The organism is Weissella cibaria (assembly GCF_004521965.1).
Classification (GTDB): Bacteria; Bacillota; Bacilli; order Lactobacillales; family Lactobacillaceae; genus Weissella; species Weissella cibaria_A.
The window spans coordinates 1-19,547 of sequence record NZ_SDGK01000015.1 but is presented as its reverse complement, the minus strand read 5'-3'; the positions used below and the strand labels follow the sequence as shown (position 1 = coordinate 19,547).

Sequence of the window (19,547 nt, the reverse complement as noted above, 5' to 3'; positions counted from 1 at the left end):
TAGTTTAATGGCAAAGCATGCAGTTGTTATCTCGTTAGATGCAATGGGTAGCGCCGATTTGAAGGCGCGCTTACAATTTTTGCCAAACCTATCAGCATTGGTCGCTGGAGGAACATGGGTGCGTGACGTAAAGGGCGTTTATCCATCAATTACTTATCCATCACACACGTCAATTATCACGGGAACCTATCCAAAAACGTACGGCGTTGTGAATGCGACCCTTATGTAACCTGAACGAGCCTCACCAAATTGGTATTGGTATGCAAAGCACGTTAAGGTACCGACGGTTTATGACTTGGCACGCGAGGCTGGTATGACGACAGCTGCTTTCTTGTGGCCTGTCACTGCTGGTGCACATATCAACTGGAATATTGCTGAGATTTTCCCAAACCGTATTTGGAACAATCAGTACACAACGTCATTGCGAGCAAGTTCGCCATTGTGCTTGTTACAAATGGACCGTAAGTTTGGTTATTTACGTAATGGTATTCAACAGCCAGAGTTGGATAACTTTATTACGGCTGCGGCTGCTGATACTATTCGGACCAAGAAACCAAATCTGACGTTGGTTCACTTGGTTGACATGGATTCACATCGGCACCGTTATGGGATTCGGACGCAACAGGCGGGGGATGCCTTAAATCGCTTGGATAAGCATGTTGGTGACTTGATTCAAACAACTAAAGATGCGGGCATTTTTGAAGAGACAGACTTCATGATTCTTGGTGATCACTATTAGCAGAACGTCTCAAAGATGATTCACTTAAACATGTTATTTGCTAATTGCGGTTGGTTGAAGGCCACATGGAATGGTCGTGTTGCCCGCAATTGGCAGGTTATTGCGAAGCACACTGATGGTGCAGCTTACATTTATTTGAAGGATAGCGCTTTGCTTGATTAAGTGAAGGATGTTATGAAAGATGTGCCGGGTGTTAAAGCAATTTATGACCATCATGATATTGTGACATTTGGTGCAGATCCAGCGGCAGCACTGATGATTGAAGGTGAGAAGGGTTACTACTTTACCGATGAAACGCGTCGCCCGGCTGTTGTCGAAGAAGTGACAAACGAGATGTTGGAACGTGGCGAAGTTGATCGTTATAAGGGAACGCATGGCTATCACCCAGACAATGACGACTATACGACGACGTTGATTTTAAACGGGCCAGATATCAAGGCTGGTCAAGTTTTGGACTTAGATGTTGATTTGACAGACGAAGGGCCAACAATGGCGCACTTGCTAAATCTACGGTTCCAAACCTCAATTGCTGGTCACACAATTATCGTGATAACGGCGGTTTTGCCGATTTGGTTAACATCGGTGGCGGCCAATAACGGCTTTTCAGCGACACACGTGACGGCCTATTGGGGGCTATGCCAATTCCATCGCAACCTTAGTTGGCGCTGTGTTGGCACCGATACTAGGCGCGTTGGCTGATTTTCAAGGTATGAAGGGGCGACTGTTCTACTTCTTCACGTCTTTGGGTATGCTTGGCACGTTCGCTTTGACGGCAGTTCCGAGTGACAATCTGTTTCTCCTACTAGCTGTCTTTGTGGTATCATTTATCGGGTACTCATCTGCAAATGTTTTCTACGATAGCTACATTACCGACGTAACGACCGATAAACTCATGGATATGGTGAGTTCAGCTGGGTATGGCTTTGGCTATTTAGGAGGCCTAGTACCGTTCATCATTTTTATGGTTGGACGCAGCTTTTTCTCGAGCTATGGCTCAGTTTGAGTTCGCATTTGTGCTATCAGCAATTTGGTGGGCGGTGTTTACAATACCATTTATGAAAAATTTGCGACAAACCTATGCGTTGCCACGAGTCGATTATCAGGTGAAAGCGTCACTTAAGCAACTCTGGCATACGTTACGCGTTTTGCCAAAATATCCAGCGTTAGCAGGCTTCTTGATTGCTTACTTCTTTTATATCGACGGAGTTAATACAATCTTTACGGTGGCATAATCGTTTGCTTTAGCTATCGGAATTCCAGGTGGCCAGTTAATTGTGGTATTGCTAGTAGTACAACTAATTGCCTTTCCATTCTCAATTGTATATGGATGGTTGGCAAATCGGTTTGGTAACCGGAACGTTTTGATTATGGGGATGCTGATTTACATCGGAATTACATTATTTGCTATTTTTATTAATCACCCTAATCAATTCTGGTTATTGGCCTTTGATGTTGGTTCATCACAAGGCGGTATGCAGGCATTATCGCGGCCATATCGTGGTCAGCTCGTACCTAAGGAACGAAGCAGCGAATGTTTCGTCTTTTTCAATATTTTTGGTAAGTTCTCGGCGATTATCGGACCTGCTATTTTTGGAATCGTGTCACAAACGACGGGTCGCGTGCAATATGCGGCTGGATCATTATCAATTCTTTTCTTGATTGGATTGGTTATTTTCCTACGATTGCCTAAGAAGACAACAGATTAAAACACAATTGAGAGGATTATTGAGATGAAAATTGCGATTGTAACGGACTCGACGGCTTATTTGAGCCATGACGAGGTCGCTGCACTTGATATCAAGGTAATGCCCATTCCAGTTATTATTGACGGAACGGTTTATCGTGAAGGTATCGATTTAACGACTGACGAATTTTATGAGAAACTAGCCACATCCGCAAGTTTCCCATCAACATCACAACCAGCGGTTGGTGAATGGATTACGTTATTTGAGTCATTGAAAGCGGATGGTTATGACGGTGCAATCGTTGTCAACCTAGCTGCAACAATTTCAGGAACGGTGAATACAGTCGCTGGACTAACGGATGCCGTGCCTGGCTTCCAAGTGTTTGGTTATGACTCAAAGATTACAGTGCGCTTAATGGGGCACTTGGTGATGAAAGCAGCTCAGATGGCCCAAAATGGGGCTGAACCAGCTGACATCATTGCAACAATGGACCAAATGGCCACCACGATGGATGAGTACTTTATTGTGGATGACTTACAAAATTTGGTGCGAGGCGGTCGCTTGTCCAACGCTTCTGCTATTATCGGAACAATGTTGAAGGTCAAGCCAATTTTGACGTTTGATAATGATTCAAATTATATTGTGCCTTTTGAGAAGGTGCGCTCAATGAAGAAGGCGATGGCCCGTGCAGAAGAGTTGTTTGATCAGGCTCGCGCGGAGGTAAATTATCCATTACGTGCTATGGTGATTCATGCGAATGCACCTGAAGCAGGCGCAAAGTGGCGTGATGAGTTGCAACAGCGGCATCCTGATATGCCGTTCGAATTAAGTTATTTTGGACCGGTAATTGGCACTCACCTAGGAGCCGGGGCTTTGGCTTTGGCTTGGATTCGTGAGCCCGACTCACTCTAATCACATTTTGTATTTATTAAGAAGGGGCATCGATTGATGCTCCTTTGTTTTATATACTAAATTAGGCGGTTGTAAACACTAGTTGTCAGGTTATTAAACCTTATTAACTTGAACTAAAGCTGTAAAAATGGCATAATTAAGGTACTTAATAAAAAACAAACGGGGATTATATCACATGGCCCAAGTAAAAATTGTTACTGACTCAACAGCAATGTTGACACCTGAAGAAGCTGCAGAACTTGATGTTAAAATCGTACCATTGAGTATTACGATTGATGGTACGTCTTACCAAGATGGTGTGACGCTATCTCGTGTTGAATTTATGGATAAGATGGCTGAAGCAAAGAATTTGCCACAAACATCACAACCAGCGCTTGGTTATTTTACTGAAGTGTATGAGTCAATTATGGCGGCCGATCCAGAGACGCAGATTATTTCAATTCATTTAACTAAGGGGTTGTCTGGTACAGCCGACGCGGCACGTCAAGCTGCTTTAATGGTTGAAGGCGATATTACGACGTTAGACTCTGAATTTATTGACCGTGCGGAAGGCTTCCAAGTTTTGGCAGCTGCTAAGCTGGCAGCTGCCGGCGCTTCAAAAGAAGCGGTTTTAGCTGAAATTCAACGCATTCGTGACAACACGCAACTGTATTTGACCGTTTCTAATTTAGATAATTTAGTAGCCGGTGGTCGTCTATCGAAGGCAGCTGGGTTTATTGCTGGTGTCTTAAATATCAAGGTTGGTGCCCACATTGAGCAAGGTAATATCAACGTTGAGGTTAAGGGGCGTGGGACGAAGTCAACCAAAGCGTACTTGAAGAAGATTGTTGAGCAAATGCAAACAGCTTCAAATGGGGTTGCAGCAATTGGCATCTCACACGCTGGTATCCCAGTTGAAGCACAAGAACTAGCCGACAAGGTTAATGAGATTTTCCCAGGCGTTAAGATTGTGGTACAACAAACTTCACCAACTGTTTCAACGCACACTGGTGCAGGTGCAATTGGATTCAGCTATTTATTAAAGTAACATAGTGCTTAAAATGAGTGATTTCACGTTTTTGTGGGTTCACTCATTTTTTGTGTCACGAAATATGATAGAATAGTAAGTCAGAATAATGATATTGAGGAGGCGAACCAAGTTGAAACAATCCAAGCATCGACGGTTTATTTTGGGACTTTTGGTGGTATCGGTTGCGACAAGTCTCCTAAACGTTGGCCAGGTAAACGCGGCTGAGAAATCAAATATTCGGCTGGTTGCAGTCGGTGATTCCCTAACTGAGGGGATTGGCGATACGACAAAACAGCAAGGCTATACAAAACGCACGGCAAAGTTATTGACCAAAGTTTACGGTGTTCGAGTAAAGACGGCTAATTATGGTAAGGCTGGTGATCGTTCTGATCAGATTTTGCGACGGGTGAAGTCTGATAAAAAAGCGGTCCGCGATATAAAAAAGGCCGATGTGATTGTCATGACGGTAGGGGGCAACGATTTACAACAAACGTTGTTTAAAGCAATTTTTTCGAAGTCAGATACTGCTGTGACGAAAGAAGTTGTTAAGAGTATGCCAACCTACACCGAAAAACTCCTTAAACTCATGAAATTCATCCAAAAAAAGAATCCAGATGCACCCATTTTTTTGTTTGGTAATTATAATCCGCTATACGTTTATTTAGCAAACCGGCAAGACTTAAATGCGGATGTTAAAATTTACAACGGCATAAATGCCAATATTGCAGCCACTGATTCGCAGATTTATTACGTGTCAACGTTTAAGACATTGACGTATGGGCAGTACCAAACGCGTGCCGCGCGGCAGGAATTAGTTAAGGAATCAGAACAAGCAAACCGCGGATCGCTTAATAACAAAATGGTGCAGGATACGTTGAATGGAAAGAGTGATAAGGAATTAAATGATTATATTACGACACTTGATCACTATCACCCGAATGATAAAGGGTATGACAAAATGAGTAAATTGCTTGTGAAGCGAATGGCCGAAAAAGAATCAGAATGGCTGGTGAAGTAGATGCAACGACGTAAGGTAACACGATTTGGCTTTGTTATGCCTAATCGTGATCGTGTACAAGGTATCATTACAGGTGTAGGGGCCACGATTGTTGTGATGGTATTGATTGTGATTGGCTTGCTTTTATTACCACAGGACAGACAACAAGCAGTAGATTCGCAATCGCAACTCAGTCAGGCGGCTTTTGAAGTCAGCGTCGATCGCACTGAGCTTAATGCGATTGTTGAAAAATACTTAAATGATGATCCTTCATTAAAAAATAAATTCCATTTTGAAATGACAAAAACTGGCATGATGGTGTATGGTACATACAAGCTCTTGGGTCAAAATGTCGATTTTGGTATGAAGATGACGCCAGAGGTAACGAAACATGGTGGCATCCTATTGCATGCTGATTCGGTTGCCGTCGGACAACTACCATTGCCAGTTAAGTACGCCATGGGCTATATCGGTAACATGATGAACTTGCCAGACTGGTTAAAAATTAATACATCAAAGCAAACCATCCTCATTGACCTTGGTAAGACGCCGAAGGTTAATGATATGCGGTTTAAAGCTGTAACGATTGAACCGGCCCAGAACAAATTTGTTTTCCGCGGAGGATTTATACGATAATGCGACGCCCATTTTTTTCATGGTTGATGACGCAACGCAATCCGGTAACGTTTGACGAGGTGCAAACGTTTGCCAATGCCGCGTTTTACGACCATCAATTTCCAAAACAAGCGGAAGATTTTGAAAGCTTGTCCCGTTATTTAGAAGAAAATGCAAGTTACTTGCATAGCATGTCGATTTTTGATGAAGCCTGGTCCCGTTACTTGGCTTCAGAGGAATAGGACGAATTGGTGGAGTACCACCATACATAGAAAGGAGTCTATTATGGCCCAAATTATTCAATGGTTCCCTGGCCACATGGCTAAAGCCTTCCGCCTAATGCGTGAGAATTTAAAGTATGTTGATATTGTGTTTGAATTGGTGGATGCCCGGATCCCAGTTTCATCACGTAACCCTGAACTGGATGAGGTGTTGGGGAACAAGCCACGTTTGTTAGTGATGACGAAGACAGATTTGGCTGATCCTGAGCGAACTAAGGCTTGGACTAAGTATTTCGTGGACCAAGGACTTGAAGTTGTTGCATTGGACACACGTGGGCACAAAACGCCACAAATTATGACAAAGGTCGCGCGCAAAGTCTTGGCCGATAAATGGGCTGTCCTTGAGGAGAAGGGCGTCAAAGATAAGCCAATACGGGCCCTTGTGGCAGGAATTCCGAACGTGGGTAAGTCGACGTTATTAAATCACTTGGTCACAAAGAATGTTGCGATTACTGGTGATCGTCCTGGTGTGACAAAGAAGTTGCAATGGCTGAAGACACCAACTAATTTGGAACTTTTGGATACGCCAGGAGTGTTATGGCCAAAGTTTGAAGACCAGCGTGTTGGTGAACATCTGGCGATGACAGGGGCGATTAAGGACCAATTGATTAACCAAGATGATATTGCGCTGGCGACTTTGAAGTTTATGCGAACATATAATCCAGCCGCTATCGTGGCACGCTATCATTTGGCAGACGACGCCTGGGAAGCGAATACCGACGTCGAAATGTTATTGCTGATTACCCAAAAGTTAGGCTTTAAGGATGATTATGATCGAGCTGCTGAACGTATGTTGCTTGACTTGCGTCGTGGTAAGTTAGGCACATACACGGTTGAAATGCCAGAAGATCACATCGGAGAAGTGGTTGATGACTAAAGCTGAGACGGTTGCGGCCATTAAGCTAGCCTTGGCTACACAGCCAACGGCGGATGATTTAGTACGCTGGCGGCAAGACAATCGAATCGGTGTACAAAAATTGCTGGATCGTTACGAAAAGCGGCAACAGAAACAAGCGGAAAAGTTGACAGCCTTTCAGGCTCGACTCGCATTTGAACGAGATGCATGGTCACAAGGACTTGTGTTAGCTGGGGTCGATGAAGTTGGGCGGGGGCCATTAGCTGGTCCAGTAGTGACAGCAGCGGTCGTAATTGATGAGCAATTTGATTTGTTGGCAGTTCATGATTCGAAGCAATTGTCCAAGAAAGCGCGCCTAGCCTTGGATGCGGAAATCAAAGAAGAGGTGGTTGCCTTTGCGTTTGGTGTCGTTGATGCTGCAACGATCGACACGTTGAATATCTATGAAGCATCACGGGTGGCAATGAAACAGGCCATCGAAAATTTGACCGTTCAGGTTGATGGTTTACTGATTGACGCGATGACGGTTGATTTACCTTTGCCACAAGAGAAGTTAATTAAGGGTGATGATCGGAGTATTTCAATTGGTGCTGCGTCAATTTTGGCTAAAAACTTTCGTGACGACTTAATGGCGGCGTATGCAATTGACTATCCTGGTTACGGCTTTGACCACAATGCTGGTTATGGCACGGCCGAGCACTTGGCAGGGCTAGCTGCCCATGGTGTCACGCCAATCCACCGGCGAACGTTTGCACCGGTGAAGCAGTACTTATCATAAAATAACTTAGAAACTGTTATAAAAAAGAAAAGTCACGTTGTGTATCGTCTTTCCTTGTTAGGAGGGACATGATGACACAACGTGATTTTTTATTATGGGTTCGCTTGCTACCAGGAATTGGTTTAATGGGACGTCATAAGATTTGGCAATTTTTGCAGGAAACACAGCGCCAACGCCTGACGTTGCAAGAAATATTTACATTGACGGAATTGTCGGTTGCTGCCCAAACTAAAATTAGAGTAGCTGTACGGTCGGGAGAACTACGCCGTGCTTACAATTTGGTCAAACAATACCCAGTGGTCACTCTGGCTGATGATGCATACCCGGAACTACTCAGAGAGATTGCACAACCGCCACTCTGCCTTTTCTTTCAAGGCGATTACACATTAATTAATCGGGCATGTGTGGCGATTGTGGGATCACGTGAATTAACGAGGTATGGTCAACAAGTATTAGCGACCTGGTTACCGCATTTGATGAGCGCACAATTGGTCACGGTATCAGGTTTAGCACGAGGTACAGATGAAGCTGTTCACCGGGAGACTATGGCACAGGCTGGTCAAACAATTGCTGTGATTGGCACTGGCGTTGATGTGGCTTATCCAAAGCGTCGTGACAATTTGCAAACTCAAATCAGCCAACAAGGACTAATCTTAAGCGAGTATTTACCATGGGAACCCCCAGCAAAACATCATTTTCCGGAACGAAACCGCATTATTGCAGGATTAGCCCGAGTGACGGTTGTTGTTGAAGCACGACAACAATCGGGGTCGTTAATTACGGCCAATGTGGCTCTGGACGAAAATCGGGTTGTGATGGCGGTACCGGGCCCGGTGACTAGCCCCTTGTCAAGAGGGACTAACACCTTAATCGCAGCAGGTGCAATTCCACTTATTTCGCCAGCCCAGATTTTGGCGGAGTACGTTAACGCTTGGTGAATGTTTCACAGATGACCCAGCTAGCATTTGTCAAATTCTAGACAGGTAGTGTATAGTACTTTATTGATAGAGCATTTTTAGCTGCTATATATAGAAGAAAACAAAAAACTAACAGAAAAGAGGTCCACGCCATGGCAACTAAAACAGAAAAAAAGCCAGCTAAAAAGCGTGCGACGACTACGAAAGCCAAAACAAAGTCTAAGGCGAAGCCAAAGAAAAACTTGGTAATCGTTGAGTCTCCATCGAAAGCAAAAACGATTGAAAAGTATTTGGGCAGCGCGTATAAGGTGGTTGCTAGTATTGGTCACATTCGTGATTTACCAAAGTCAACCATGGGTGTTGATATTGAGAATGATTATGCACCAAAGTACATTAACATTCGTGGTAAAGGTGATATAATCAAGGGGCTAAAGAAAGATGCAAAGGCTGCTAAACATGTTTACTTGGCGTCCGACCCGGATCGTGAAGGTGAGGCTATTGCGTGGCATTTGTCACACATTTTAGATTTGGATTTAGAGTCTGGTGAAAATCGAGTCGTGTTCAACGAAATCACGAAAGATGCAGTTAAAGACGCTTTCAAACAGCCTCGTAAGATTGATATGGATCTTGTGGATGCCCAACAAGCTCGACGTATCTTGGATCGTTTGGTTGGTTACTCAATTTCACCAATTTTGTGGAAGAAGGTCAAAAAGGGCCTGTCTGCTGGCCGTGTACAGTCTGTTGCACTAGGATTGGTTATTGCACGTGAAAATGAAATTCAAGCTTTCCAACCTGATGAGTATTGGACAATGGACTCAGAGTTCAAGAAGGACAAAACGACCTTTAAAGCCAATTTTTATGGGGTTGATGGTAAAAAAGTGGAATTACCTGATCATGAAGCTGTCCAAGATGTCTTACGACGCTTAAATCAAAAGAGTGACTTTGATATTACAAAGGTTGAAGCTAAGGAACGCAAGCGTAATTCGCAGCCAGCCTTTACGACATCAACTTTGCAGCAAACTGCTAACACACAGTTAAACTTCCGTACCCGGAAAACGATGATGGCGGCACAACAGTTGTATGAAGGTATCAACTTAGGGGGGAAGGAAGGCAGTGTTGGATTGATTACCTACATGCGTACCGATTCAACGCGAATTTCTGAAATCGCCAAGGTTGATGCTTCAACCTTTATTCACGAAGAATATGGTGCCGAGTACGCCGCAACTAAGCCTGTCCAAGGTAAGCAACAAGAAGGTGCCCAAGATGCCCACGAAGCGATTCGACCAACGTCGGTTTTCCGTACGCCGGCATCAATTAAGGATAAGTTGACGAATGATCAATTTAAGTTATATCAACTCATCTGGTCACGTTTTGTGGCAAGTCAAATGACGCCAGAAATTTTGGATACTATGGCTGTTACAATTGAGCAAAACGGGGTGATGTTCCGTGCTAATGGCTCAAAGACGAAGTTTGCTGGATTTACGAAGGCTTATCCTGCTGCGAAGGAAAAGGATAACAAGCTACCAACGTTAATGGTTGGCGATTTAGTGCAGTTGGCTAAAATGTCACCTGAACAGCACTTTACGCAACCACCTGCCCGTTATACTGAAGCGGCCTTGGTTAAGGCGCTTGAAGAGAATGGGGTTGGTCGACCATCAACTTATGCTGCGACGATTGAAACGATTCAGAAGCGTGGATACGTCCGAATTGATGCTAAGAAATTTGTGCCAACCGAACTAGGCGAGTTGGTCCAAAATACAGTGCAAGAATTTTTCCCGGATGTGACAAACATTAAATTTACAGCTGAAGTTGAAACTAGTTTAGATAACGTTGAGGCAGGTAAAGAAAATTGGGTCAAAGTGATTGACGATTTCTTCAAGCCGTTCTCTAAAGAGTTAACGAAAGCTGAAACGGAAATGGAAAAGATTGTATTAAAGGACCGTTTGGCTGGCTTCAATTGTGATGTCTGTGGGGCGCCGATGCTTGAAAAGATGGGACGCTATGGCAAGTTCTACGCTTGTTCTCGGTTCCCTGATTGTCGTAACACACAAACGATTGTTGAAGAAATTGGGCTTGGTTGCCCAAAGTGTGGTATCGGACAAATCGTTGAGCGTAAGACGAAGCGTGGTCGCACATTCTATGGTTGCTCACGTTACCCGGATTGTGATTTTGTCTCATGGGACAAGCCAACTGAGAAGACGCGCGCTGATGGTACGACACCAAAGGATGACAACGAAGTTGCAGATACTAAGGCTGAAAAAGAAACTGAGCAGGCAAAATAAAGATGGATACGGCAACGTTGACGGGCTTGTTTTTGGACTATTTGCGAGTTGAGCGGCAATATTCCGAGGACACCCAAAAAGCATATCAATCGGATATTACTGAATTTGTTGTATTCTTGACAGATTCTGGGGATGGCACACCTGTTGATTTAACTACCATTGATCAGTATGATGCGCGTGTGTTTCTGTCGATGCTTTACGAAAAAGGTGACGTCAGCCGGACGATTGCGCGCAAAGTGAGCTCTTTACGGGCGTTTTATCGATTTTTAGAGCGCAATGCAGTTGTCATAACAAACCCGTTTGCAGGTGTACAACTTAAAAAGTCTGGGCAACATTTGCCACGATATTTTTATGAGAAAGAATTAAACAAACTTTTTGAGGTCGTTATGACTGATACGAGTCTGCTCGGATTGCGCAATCGATTGTTGCTCGAAATTTTATATGGCACGGGAGCACGTGTATCGGAAGCAGCGACCTTAACGTTAGGTATGATAGATCAAACGGCCCGAGTAATCACGATAACAGGTAAGGGAAATAAGACCCGGATTGTCCCATATGGCCAATATGCGGCTGATGCGTTAGCAAGTTATTTACGTGATGCTCGACCACAGTTGTTCGCCAAAAGTCAAATTATGCATGATAACCTATTCGTAAATCAACGTGGTCAGGCATTGACAGCTAGCGGAATTGAATACATTCTGAAGCAATTGGCCAAGAAGGCCGGTTTAACGCAGATGATTTCTGCTCACATGTTCCGTCACACGTATGCAACGGATATGCTGAATAACGGTGCTGATTTGCGAACGGTGCAACAACTACTGGGCCACAGCAGTTTAAGCACAACTCAGATTTATACGCACGTGACAACGGATGCTTTACAAAAAAGTTATCGTAATTTTTTCCCACGAGCATCAGAATAATTACTTTGAGGTTCATGTTAATTGGCATGAACCTCTTTTTTCATAAATCTGTCGATTATTTGTGAAAATCATTTACAATTCGTGCATAGATTTTATGTAAAAAATTTGCTATGATAAAAATATTGAAGAAAACGTTTACAGAACGGACTGGGGGAAGACGAGCATGTCAGTTAAGCTAGAAAATGACAATATCACCGTCGTCATTTCAGAAATGGGTGCTGAATTAGTCAGCGTTACTAACAAAGAGAGTGGCTTAGAATATATGTGGCAGGCTGATCCTAATTTTTGGGGCCGCCACGCGCCGAACCTTTTCCCCATTGTTGGGCGTTTGAAGGGTGATCGTTATAAGTATCGTGATAAGACATACTTTATGGCGCAACACGGTTTTGCACGAGATAATGAATTTGATTTAGTTGAAAAGACTGCTAATATAGCACGCTTCCGTTTGGTTGATAATGATGAATCGTTTTCGATTTACCCCTTTCATTTCCAATTTGACGTGTTGTACCGTCTGACGAATCAGGATACGTTGGGCATCGCCTACGTGGTGACGAACACTGACACTCATGACATGTACTTCTCCGTTGGTGGTCATCCAGGGTTCCACGCGCCACTTGAAGCGGGCGAAAAGTTTACGGACTACTACATCAACGTTGAGCCACAACGTAAGTACAACCGTGCCAAGCTAGTTGGTCCATACTTGGACAACAATTTAGAATCAACGTTCGACACGCGGATTCCATTACGTCTTCGTCGTGATGATTATAAGGATGATGCAATCATTCTACGATTGGACCAGAATCCAGTATCGATTGTTCTGGCCAAGTTGAGTGAGTCACACGGGGTAACGATGCATATACAAGATGCGAAGTACGTTGGTATTTGGACGCCATATGCGAAAGAGGCGCCATTTGTGGCAATTGAACCTTGGTGGGGGATTGCCGACACGGTTGACGCTGATGGTGAGCTGCGCCACAAGTATGGGATTAACACACTAGCACCAGCTCAAACATTTACCGGTTCATATTCACTGACATTTTTCTAAAGACAGAAAAAGGAGAGCCAAACGCTCTCCTTTTTATTTATTTATTTTTTTGCTGACGCCAATAGCCAAAACCAAAATGAACTAATGATTCTGTACCATTTTTGATACGGACAATATTTTCACGATGCCTATAGAACACGAAAATGGTCAGGGCTACCGCAATAACAGATAACAGCCAATCATGTAACCAAAAGATTGAAATCAAGCTAACGAGCGTGAAGCCGATCATTGATGCTATTGAAACCATCGATGTTAGTAGAATAACTGTCAAAAAGATAGCAAAGGCAACAAGGAAGAGCAATGGGTTATAGGTCAATAGGACCCCCATTGAAGTCGCCACTGCTTTGCCACCCTTGAACCCAATCCACATTGAGAAAGTATGACCAAGAATGGCACCAAGGCCAACTACCATGTGAGTCCAAGCAGGAGCTGGCCCCCAAATCATTGCCATTGACGCACCGACAGATCCCTTCAAGATATCCAGGATAAGGACCGACACACCGGCTTTTGTACCTAGGACACGAAAAGTGTTGGTGGTCCCAATATTCCCTGAGCCGAGTTGCACGATGTTCTTTTTAAAAAAGAGACGTCCGATCCAATAGCCAAACGGCATTGAACCGAAAACATAGGCTAAAATGAAACTAATAATAAAATGCGTAATCGTCACGATTAACACTCCTTTGATATGTAATTTTAAAAAGTGAATAAGTGCATGTTCTGAAAAACAGATTAGCTTCAATTTTAGCATGATTTTAGTTAGCCGACCTTTAATAATTTTTAACTAAATCCGCGTAGATTCTTGGTATGTTAATAGTTATTCGTCATTACGACGATACTAATCGGTCGGAATTTTGACTAATTCACGTGCCTAACTGGTGTAAATGGTGTATGATTAAGTCATTGAAAAAACAAAGAAATTGGAGATTTATCTGATGGCTAAAATGTTGGTTTTCGGACACCAAAACCCTGATACAGATACGATTGCCTCAGCATTCGCTGCATCATACTTTTTGAGCAAGGCATACAACCAAGATACTGAGGCTGTGGCTTTGGGAACACCAAATGCAGAAACACAATTTGCATTGAATTACTTTAAAGTTGACGCACCTCGTGTAATTGAGAGTGCTGATACAGAAGAAGTTTTCTTGGTTGACCATAATGAAGCTGCCCAATCAGTTGCGAACATTGCAGATGTAACTGTTTACGGCGTATACGATCACCACAAGATTAATTTCTCATCAGCTGCTCCTTTGTACTTTATCAACAAGCCATGGGGTTCTGTTGCAACTGTTTTGTACTATGAGTTCCAAACAGCCAACATTGAGATTCCTGCTGAAATTGCTGGATTGATGGCATCAGCTATCATTTCTGACACGTTGTTGTTGAAGAGCCCAACGACAACACCAATGGATAAGCCTGCATTGGAAGCTTTGGCTAAGATTGCTGGTTTGGCGGATTATGAGGCTTACGGTTTGGAGATGTTGAAGGCGGGTACTGACTTGTCATCACGTTCAGCCGAAGAATTGATTGATGGTGATGCAAAGTCATTTGAATTGAATGGTTCAACCGTTCGCATTGGCCAAGTAAATACAGTTGATGTTGAGGACGTCTTCTCACGTCGTGATGAAGTGGTTGCAGCGATGGAGGCTGAGTTGGCTGAAGCTGGTTACAACACTTTCGTCTTTGTTGTGACGAACATTTTGGACTCAGATTCAGATATTTTGGTTTTGGGTGATAACTTGGACAAGGTTGAAGCTGCCTTTGACGTTAAGCTGGTGGACGGTCGTGCCTCATTGCCTGGCGTTGTATCACGTAAGAAGCAAGTGGTACCACTATTGACTGATGCTTTTAACGTTTAATATGAATGATGGTATGGTGGACTCTTAAGTCGGTAGTTTGCCTAAAAAGACCTCATCGGTTTGTCGATGAGGTCTTTTTTAGTGTTATTTCAGTTAATAAGCGACTATTTGCTTGGATTGTCTCCAGACGTTGGAGACGTGCCTGACTTTGGTTGTGCCAGCGGACAATGTCTTAGATGGAAATTTCGTGCACCACATCTTGGCCCCCGGAGTAAATAATGAACGAGTGGAGTGTCACGATGTCGTCAGACACACTAAACCAATTTGGCATGACCATTTTTTTGCTCGGCTGTACGCGGGTCACGGTTAGGATTTTTTGATCTAGGCGTGTTGGTTGTTGGCTTTCGGGTTGTGAATGGCTTGTGTGTCTCGTAACCGATTGCAACAGTGCCAAATAGTAATAGTCCAACAATAGCTAACCGAACTAAATTTCGCATAGCATTGTTCTCCTAGATAAGAAATAGCTGGCTCGTTTAAGGATTCCCAAATTCGAGCCAGCTAGTTTAATTTTGATAAAAGAAGTTTGAGACACTCTGTACACTGTTTTGATCACCAACAAAGTAGAGCGTATCTCCCTGGAATACTTTCGCATAAGGACCGGGGGAAATTGTTAATTTATCTTCATGCATAATTCCCACTAACGTTGTGCCGGTTTTGTGCCAAAAATTTAGTGTACGTAGCTCTTTTTCGAACATGGCCGATGGTGCAGTTAAAGCCAATTCAAAAGGTGTTAAAGGATTGTGCTGTTGATAGTGTTGTGACTGATCGATAAATGATTGTAATGAAGTGCCCAAAGTAGCCAGAGCCGCTTGCTGGGCTTTAATTTGATTTTTGAGGTCTTGTTGCAGCGATTGCAAGCCGTTCACTTCTTGTTCAGTATTAACGTAGTCTTGCGCTTTTTGACGCGATGTCACAACTACGCCGCTACCATGACGTGTTTCAACAATGTCCAAATCCACTAATACGCTAATTGCTCGTCTGGCCGTTTCGGCCGACACGCCAAAAGTTGTGGCCAAAGTTGAGCGAGCATGAATTTTATCGCCTACTTTCAATTGATTGGTACTGATTTTTTCTGCAATTCGCAATGCAATAACGCGATACCGCGGTTGTTTAATTGCTGCCATGGGTTTACCTCGAATTTAGCTGTTTATCACCGCAACAGTTTTGGGTAAGATATGGAATCTTTACCATTTATACGTTGCCTTCGCTCTTTCAGAATAGCACACTTGTTTTCTATTGGACAACTTTTCCCGTTGAGTAAATAAAATTGGTATACCATCAATTCATTAGCTTAACAATGGTATTTGTAACGTATATGCAACCCGGCGGTACAGACATTTAAATTTGACCTAAGTGACAACTTTATGTTTACAATAGAGTTGTCACTTAGCGAAAGTGAGAGTATTCGATCAAGTAGGAGGAGAGTTATGGCTAAGGTAGAGATAGAGCACTTAACCAAGATTTTTGGTAAGCGAATCAAACCAGCGTTGCAGTTGGTTGAAAAACAAGTACCAAAAACAGAAATATTAAAGCGTACTGGTGCGACAGTTGGTGTTTATGATGCTAACTTGTCAATTGAGGAAGGTGAAATTTTCGTGATTATGGGACTTTCAGGATCTGGTAAGTCAACGTTAATCCGTTTATTAAACCGGTTGATTGAACCGACGTCAGGATCAATTTTTCTTGATGGACAAGATGTTTCTAAGCTAAACGAGGAACAATTATTGGATGTTCGCCGTAAGAAGATGAGTATGGTCTTCCAAAGTTTTGGGTTATTCCCGCATCGAACGATTCTAGAAAATACGGAGTATGGTCTAGAAGTACAGGGCGTACCAAAGTCCGAGCGTCGTGAACGCGCTGAGAAAGCGCTAGATAACGCAAATTTGTTGGCTTTTAAGGATCAATATCCTAAGCAATTATCAGGCGGTATGCAACAACGTGTTGGATTGGCCCGTGCTTTGGCAAACGATCCTGAAATTTTGTTGATGGACGAAGCGTTTTCGGCCTTGGATCCGTTGATTCGTCGTGATATGCAAGATGAATTGCTTGATTTACAAGCAAAGTTTCAAAAGACAATTATTTTCATTTCCCACGATTTGAATGAAGCGCTTCGTATCGGTGATCGCATCGCGATTATGAAGGATGGACAAGTCCAACAAGTTGGTACGGGAGAAGAAATTCTGACGAACCCAGCGAATGACTATGTGCGTGAGTTTATTGAGGACGTTGACCGTTCGAAGGTTTTGACGGCCGAAAACATTATGATTCCACCAATTTATACGAACATTGAAGTTGATGGTCCAAATGTGGCACTTAAGAAAATGCGTGTTGAAGAAGTCAGTGGCTTAGTTGCCATTGACCGTGGCCGTCATTTCCGTGGTTTTGTTACCAGTGAAGATGCCTTGCGTGCTCGTGCGGAAGGATTGCCATTATCTGAAGTGGCGACCGAAATGCCAACAGTTGCGAAGGACATGGTTGTGGCAGATATTATGCCACTCATCTACGATTCACCAACCCCTTTGGCAGTGGTTGATGAAGGGCGTCTGCAAGGCGTTATCATCCGTGGCCGAGTGCTTGAAGCGCTGGCAGAGACATCGGAAACGGAGGACAACTAATTTATGACATTATTAATTGGAAAAATTCCCGTTGCAGGCTGGGTCGAATCAGCCGTTAATTGGTTAACTTCAAACTTGAGTGGGTTCTTTGATGCCATTCAGACTGGTGGTAACCATTTGATGAACGGCATGACAAACGGCTTGATTGCCATGCCGGCTTGGGCAGTTATTATTGGCGTTACCATATTTGCAATTTTATCTTCTGGAAAAAAGTGGGGCTTTGCAGCCTTTACATTTATAGGCCTACTGTTTATTGCCAATCAAAATTTGTGGTCTGATTTGATGAACACATTGACTTTGGTTGTTGTATCAAGTTTAGTATCAATTATTATTGGTGTGCCATTGGGAATATGGATGGCTAAAAAGGAAACAGTTGCTAAGATTGTGCAGCCGGTCTTGGACTTTATGCAAACCATGCCTGGATTTGTGTACTTAATTCCAGCGGTAGCTTTCTTTGGAATTGGGGTAGTACCTGGTGTATTTGCGTCGGTTATTTTCGCATTACCACCAACAGTACGCATGTCGAATTTGGGTATCCGACAAGTACCGAAAGACTTAGTTGAAGCAGCCGATTCTTTCGGTTCAACGCCTAAGCAAAAACTATTCAAGTTAGAGTTACCTTTGGCATCTGGTACGATTTTAGCTGGTATTAATCAAACGATTATGCTGGCATTGTCAATGGTTGTGATTGCATCAATGATTGGTGCACCAGGACTTGGTCGTGGTGTGTTATCAGCGGTTCAAAATGCGGATATTGGTAAGGGATTCGTTAATGGGTTAGCCTTAGTTATTTTGGCTATTATTATTGATCGCTTTACGCAGAAGTTGAACGTTGATCCAGCGGCTAAACAACAAGCATCAAAGGGTCGTTGGAAGATGTGGACAGCATTGGCGGTTGCTGTGGCTATGGTCGGAACCGGAGTTATCAATGCAATCACGTCAACTAAGTCAGCTAAAGAATCTGTTAATTTGGTTTATGTACAATGGGATTCGGAAGTTGCCTCAAGCAACGTTTTAGCTGAGGCGATGCGTGAACACGGCTATAATGTTAAGTTAACGCCGCTTGATAATTCGATTATGTGGCAATCTGTGGCAAATGGACAAGCAGATGCGTCGGTGTCTGCCTGGTTACCTAATACACACGCTGCACAATACAAGAAGTACAAAGACCAAATTGATTTATTAGGACCAAATTTGACTGGCGCAACAACTGGTTTCGTTGTGCCAAGCTATATGAACGTTCAGTCAATCTCAGACTTAACCACACAAGCAGGTAAGACTGTAACTGGAATTGAGCCGGGGGCTGGTGTGATGAAGTCTGCCGACAAAGCCATGGCAGACTATGGTCTTAAGGAACAGGGATGGACAGTCACGCCATCATCATCAGGTGCCATGGCGGTTGCGTTAGGCAAGGCGATTAAAGAACATAAGGACATTGTGATTACGGGGTGGCAGCCCCACTGGATGTTCCAAAAGTATGATTTGAAGTACCTAAAGGACCCAAAGCAATCGTTTGGTAAGGCAGAATCGATCAATACGTTTACGCGCAAGGGATTAAAAACTGATAAGCCAGACGTGTACAAGGTTTTGAAGAACTTCCATTGGACCAAAGAAGATATGGGTGAAGTAATGCTCGCAACTGCAAATGGTAAATCAGCCAAGGAAGCTGCCAAAGATTGGATTAAAGCACACCCTAAACAGGTTGATGCTTGGTTCAAGTAATAGGAGGATGTATGACCGAACAGATTGAGGACGCCTGTATCTATTTCGTGGTACTGGCAGTAGTGATTATTATCAGTATGACATTATTAGCAGACAAGTCTTTGTTTGCACAAGCAATGTTGCTTTTCGGAGCAATGACGGGAACCGTCATGCTTGTTAAACAGTGGCGTGATAATTAATGAGGTTATAAAACCGGTTCAAAGTCAAAGGGTACTGATGACCGGTAAAATTTAATATTTTGAACCTTGCTTAGGCAGCTGACTTCACATTGTTGAGATCAGCTGCCTTTTGCTTATAGTTCATTGAGTAGAAACT

19 protein-coding genes and 2 pseudogenes are annotated in these 19,547 nt (G+C 43.4%); 18 read left to right on the top strand and 3 right to left on the bottom strand.

Annotated elements, in window-relative coordinates; genetic code table 11:
• Positions 1-7: 7 nt before the first annotated feature.
• From EST42_RS02360 to EST42_RS02305, 14 genes and pseudogenes are all read left to right on the top strand, one after another.
• A pseudogene (locus tag EST42_RS02360) lies at positions 8-1,282 on the top strand (alkaline phosphatase family protein); the annotation flags it as partial.
• 127 nt (positions 1,283-1,409) lie between these two features.
• On the top strand, positions 1,410-1,742 hold the full coding sequence (locus EST42_RS11505) for an MFS transporter (RefSeq protein ID WP_167711039.1): 333 nt from the start codon (positions 1,410-1,412) through the stop codon (positions 1,740-1,742).
• Positions 1,729-2,445: pseudogene (locus EST42_RS11500) on the top strand (MFS transporter). Before EST42_RS11505 ends, EST42_RS11500 begins: the two are co-directional and overlap by 14 nt.
• Before the next feature lie 24 nt (positions 2,446-2,469).
• Entirely contained in the window at positions 2,470-3,336 is an 867-nt protein-coding gene (locus tag EST42_RS02355) for a DegV family protein (RefSeq protein WP_134644048.1), read from the top strand.
• A 175-nt stretch (positions 3,337-3,511) separates the two neighbouring features.
• On the top strand, positions 3,512-4,363 hold the full coding sequence (locus EST42_RS02350) for a DegV family protein (RefSeq protein ID WP_134644047.1): 852 nt from the start codon (positions 3,512-3,514) through the stop codon (positions 4,361-4,363).
• A gap of 112 nt (positions 4,364-4,475) precedes the next feature.
• Positions 4,476-5,363 (top strand): GDSL-type esterase/lipase family protein, encoded by an 888-nt coding sequence (locus EST42_RS02345; RefSeq protein WP_134644046.1) that lies wholly within the window; start codon positions 4,476-4,478, stop codon positions 5,361-5,363.
• The gene (locus EST42_RS02340) at positions 5,364-5,978 is read left to right on the top strand and encodes a YpmS family protein (protein WP_134644045.1); all 615 of its coding nucleotides are present in this window, start codon (positions 5,364-5,366) and stop codon (positions 5,976-5,978) included.
• Complete coding sequence (locus EST42_RS02335; protein WP_010373722.1) at positions 5,978-6,199, top strand: YozE family protein; 222 nt, start codon at positions 5,978-5,980, stop codon at positions 6,197-6,199. Before EST42_RS02340 ends, EST42_RS02335 begins: the two co-directional genes overlap by 1 nt.
• Before the next feature lie 43 nt (positions 6,200-6,242).
• On the top strand, positions 6,243-7,115 hold the full coding sequence (gene ylqF / locus EST42_RS02330; RefSeq protein WP_134644044.1) for a ribosome biogenesis GTPase YlqF: 873 nt from the start codon (positions 6,243-6,245) through the stop codon (positions 7,113-7,115).
• The gene (locus EST42_RS02325; protein WP_134644043.1) at positions 7,108-7,872 is read left to right on the top strand and encodes a ribonuclease HII; all 765 of its coding nucleotides are present in this window, start codon (positions 7,108-7,110) and stop codon (positions 7,870-7,872) included. The genes ylqF and EST42_RS02325 overlap by 8 nt, the downstream gene beginning before the upstream one ends.
• 68 nt (positions 7,873-7,940) lie before the next feature.
• Entirely contained in the window at positions 7,941-8,810 is an 870-nt protein-coding gene (gene dprA / locus EST42_RS02320) for a DNA-processing protein DprA (RefSeq protein ID WP_245150339.1), read from the top strand.
• A 131-nt stretch (positions 8,811-8,941) separates the two neighbouring features.
• A complete protein-coding gene (topA, locus tag EST42_RS02315) occupies positions 8,942-11,071 on the top strand; it encodes a type I DNA topoisomerase (RefSeq protein WP_134644042.1) in 2,130 nt (709 codons plus the stop codon).
• 2 nt (positions 11,072-11,073) lie between these two features.
• Positions 11,074-11,991, top strand: coding sequence for a tyrosine recombinase XerC (gene xerC / locus EST42_RS02310; protein ID WP_134644041.1), 918 nt, complete (start codon positions 11,074-11,076; stop codon positions 11,989-11,991).
• A 163-nt stretch (positions 11,992-12,154) separates the two neighbouring features.
• Positions 12,155-13,036 (top strand): aldose 1-epimerase family protein, encoded by an 882-nt coding sequence (locus EST42_RS02305; RefSeq protein ID WP_134644040.1) that lies wholly within the window; start codon positions 12,155-12,157, stop codon positions 13,034-13,036.
• Positions 13,037-13,073: 37 nt separating this feature from the next.
• Here the strand turns inward: EST42_RS02305 and plsY are convergent, their stop codons facing one another.
• Entirely contained in the window at positions 13,074-13,703 is a 630-nt protein-coding gene (gene plsY / locus EST42_RS02300) for a glycerol-3-phosphate 1-O-acyltransferase PlsY (protein ID WP_134644039.1), read from the bottom strand.
• Positions 13,704-13,968: 265 nt separating this feature from the next.
• Between plsY and EST42_RS02295 the strand changes: the two genes are divergently transcribed.
• Positions 13,969-14,895 (top strand): manganese-dependent inorganic pyrophosphatase, encoded by a 927-nt coding sequence (locus tag EST42_RS02295; protein ID WP_134644038.1) that lies wholly within the window; start codon positions 13,969-13,971, stop codon positions 14,893-14,895.
• Between the two features lie 254 nt (positions 14,896-15,149).
• On the opposite strand, the gene EST42_RS02290 is transcribed toward EST42_RS02295, so the two are convergent.
• The gene (locus EST42_RS02290) at positions 15,150-15,332 is read right to left on the bottom strand and encodes a hypothetical protein (RefSeq protein WP_134644037.1); all 183 of its coding nucleotides are present in this window, start codon (positions 15,330-15,332) and stop codon (positions 15,150-15,152) included.
• Positions 15,333-15,398: 66 nt separating this feature from the next.
• Positions 15,399-16,019 carry a GntR family transcriptional regulator gene (locus tag EST42_RS02285; protein WP_134644036.1) on the bottom strand — a complete coding sequence of 207 codons (621 nt, stop codon included), beginning with the start codon at positions 16,017-16,019 and terminating at the stop codon, positions 15,399-15,401.
• 303 nt (positions 16,020-16,322) lie between these two features.
• Between EST42_RS02285 and EST42_RS02280 the strand changes: the two genes are divergently transcribed.
• From EST42_RS02280 to EST42_RS10425, 3 genes are read left to right on the top strand one after another with little or no spacing between them, the layout of a single operon-like run.
• Positions 16,323-17,510: a quaternary amine ABC transporter ATP-binding protein gene (locus EST42_RS02280; protein WP_134644035.1), complete on the top strand. Its 1,188-nt coding sequence runs from the start codon at positions 16,323-16,325 to the stop codon at positions 17,508-17,510.
• A gap of 3 nt (positions 17,511-17,513) precedes the next feature.
• On the top strand, positions 17,514-19,232 hold the full coding sequence (locus EST42_RS02275) for an ABC transporter permease/substrate binding protein (RefSeq protein WP_134644034.1): 1,719 nt from the start codon (positions 17,514-17,516) through the stop codon (positions 19,230-19,232).
• A gap of 11 nt (positions 19,233-19,243) precedes the next feature.
• The gene (locus EST42_RS10425; RefSeq protein WP_167711042.1) at positions 19,244-19,411 is read left to right on the top strand and encodes a hypothetical protein; all 168 of its coding nucleotides are present in this window, start codon (positions 19,244-19,246) and stop codon (positions 19,409-19,411) included.
• Positions 19,412-19,547: the final 136 nt, after the last annotated feature.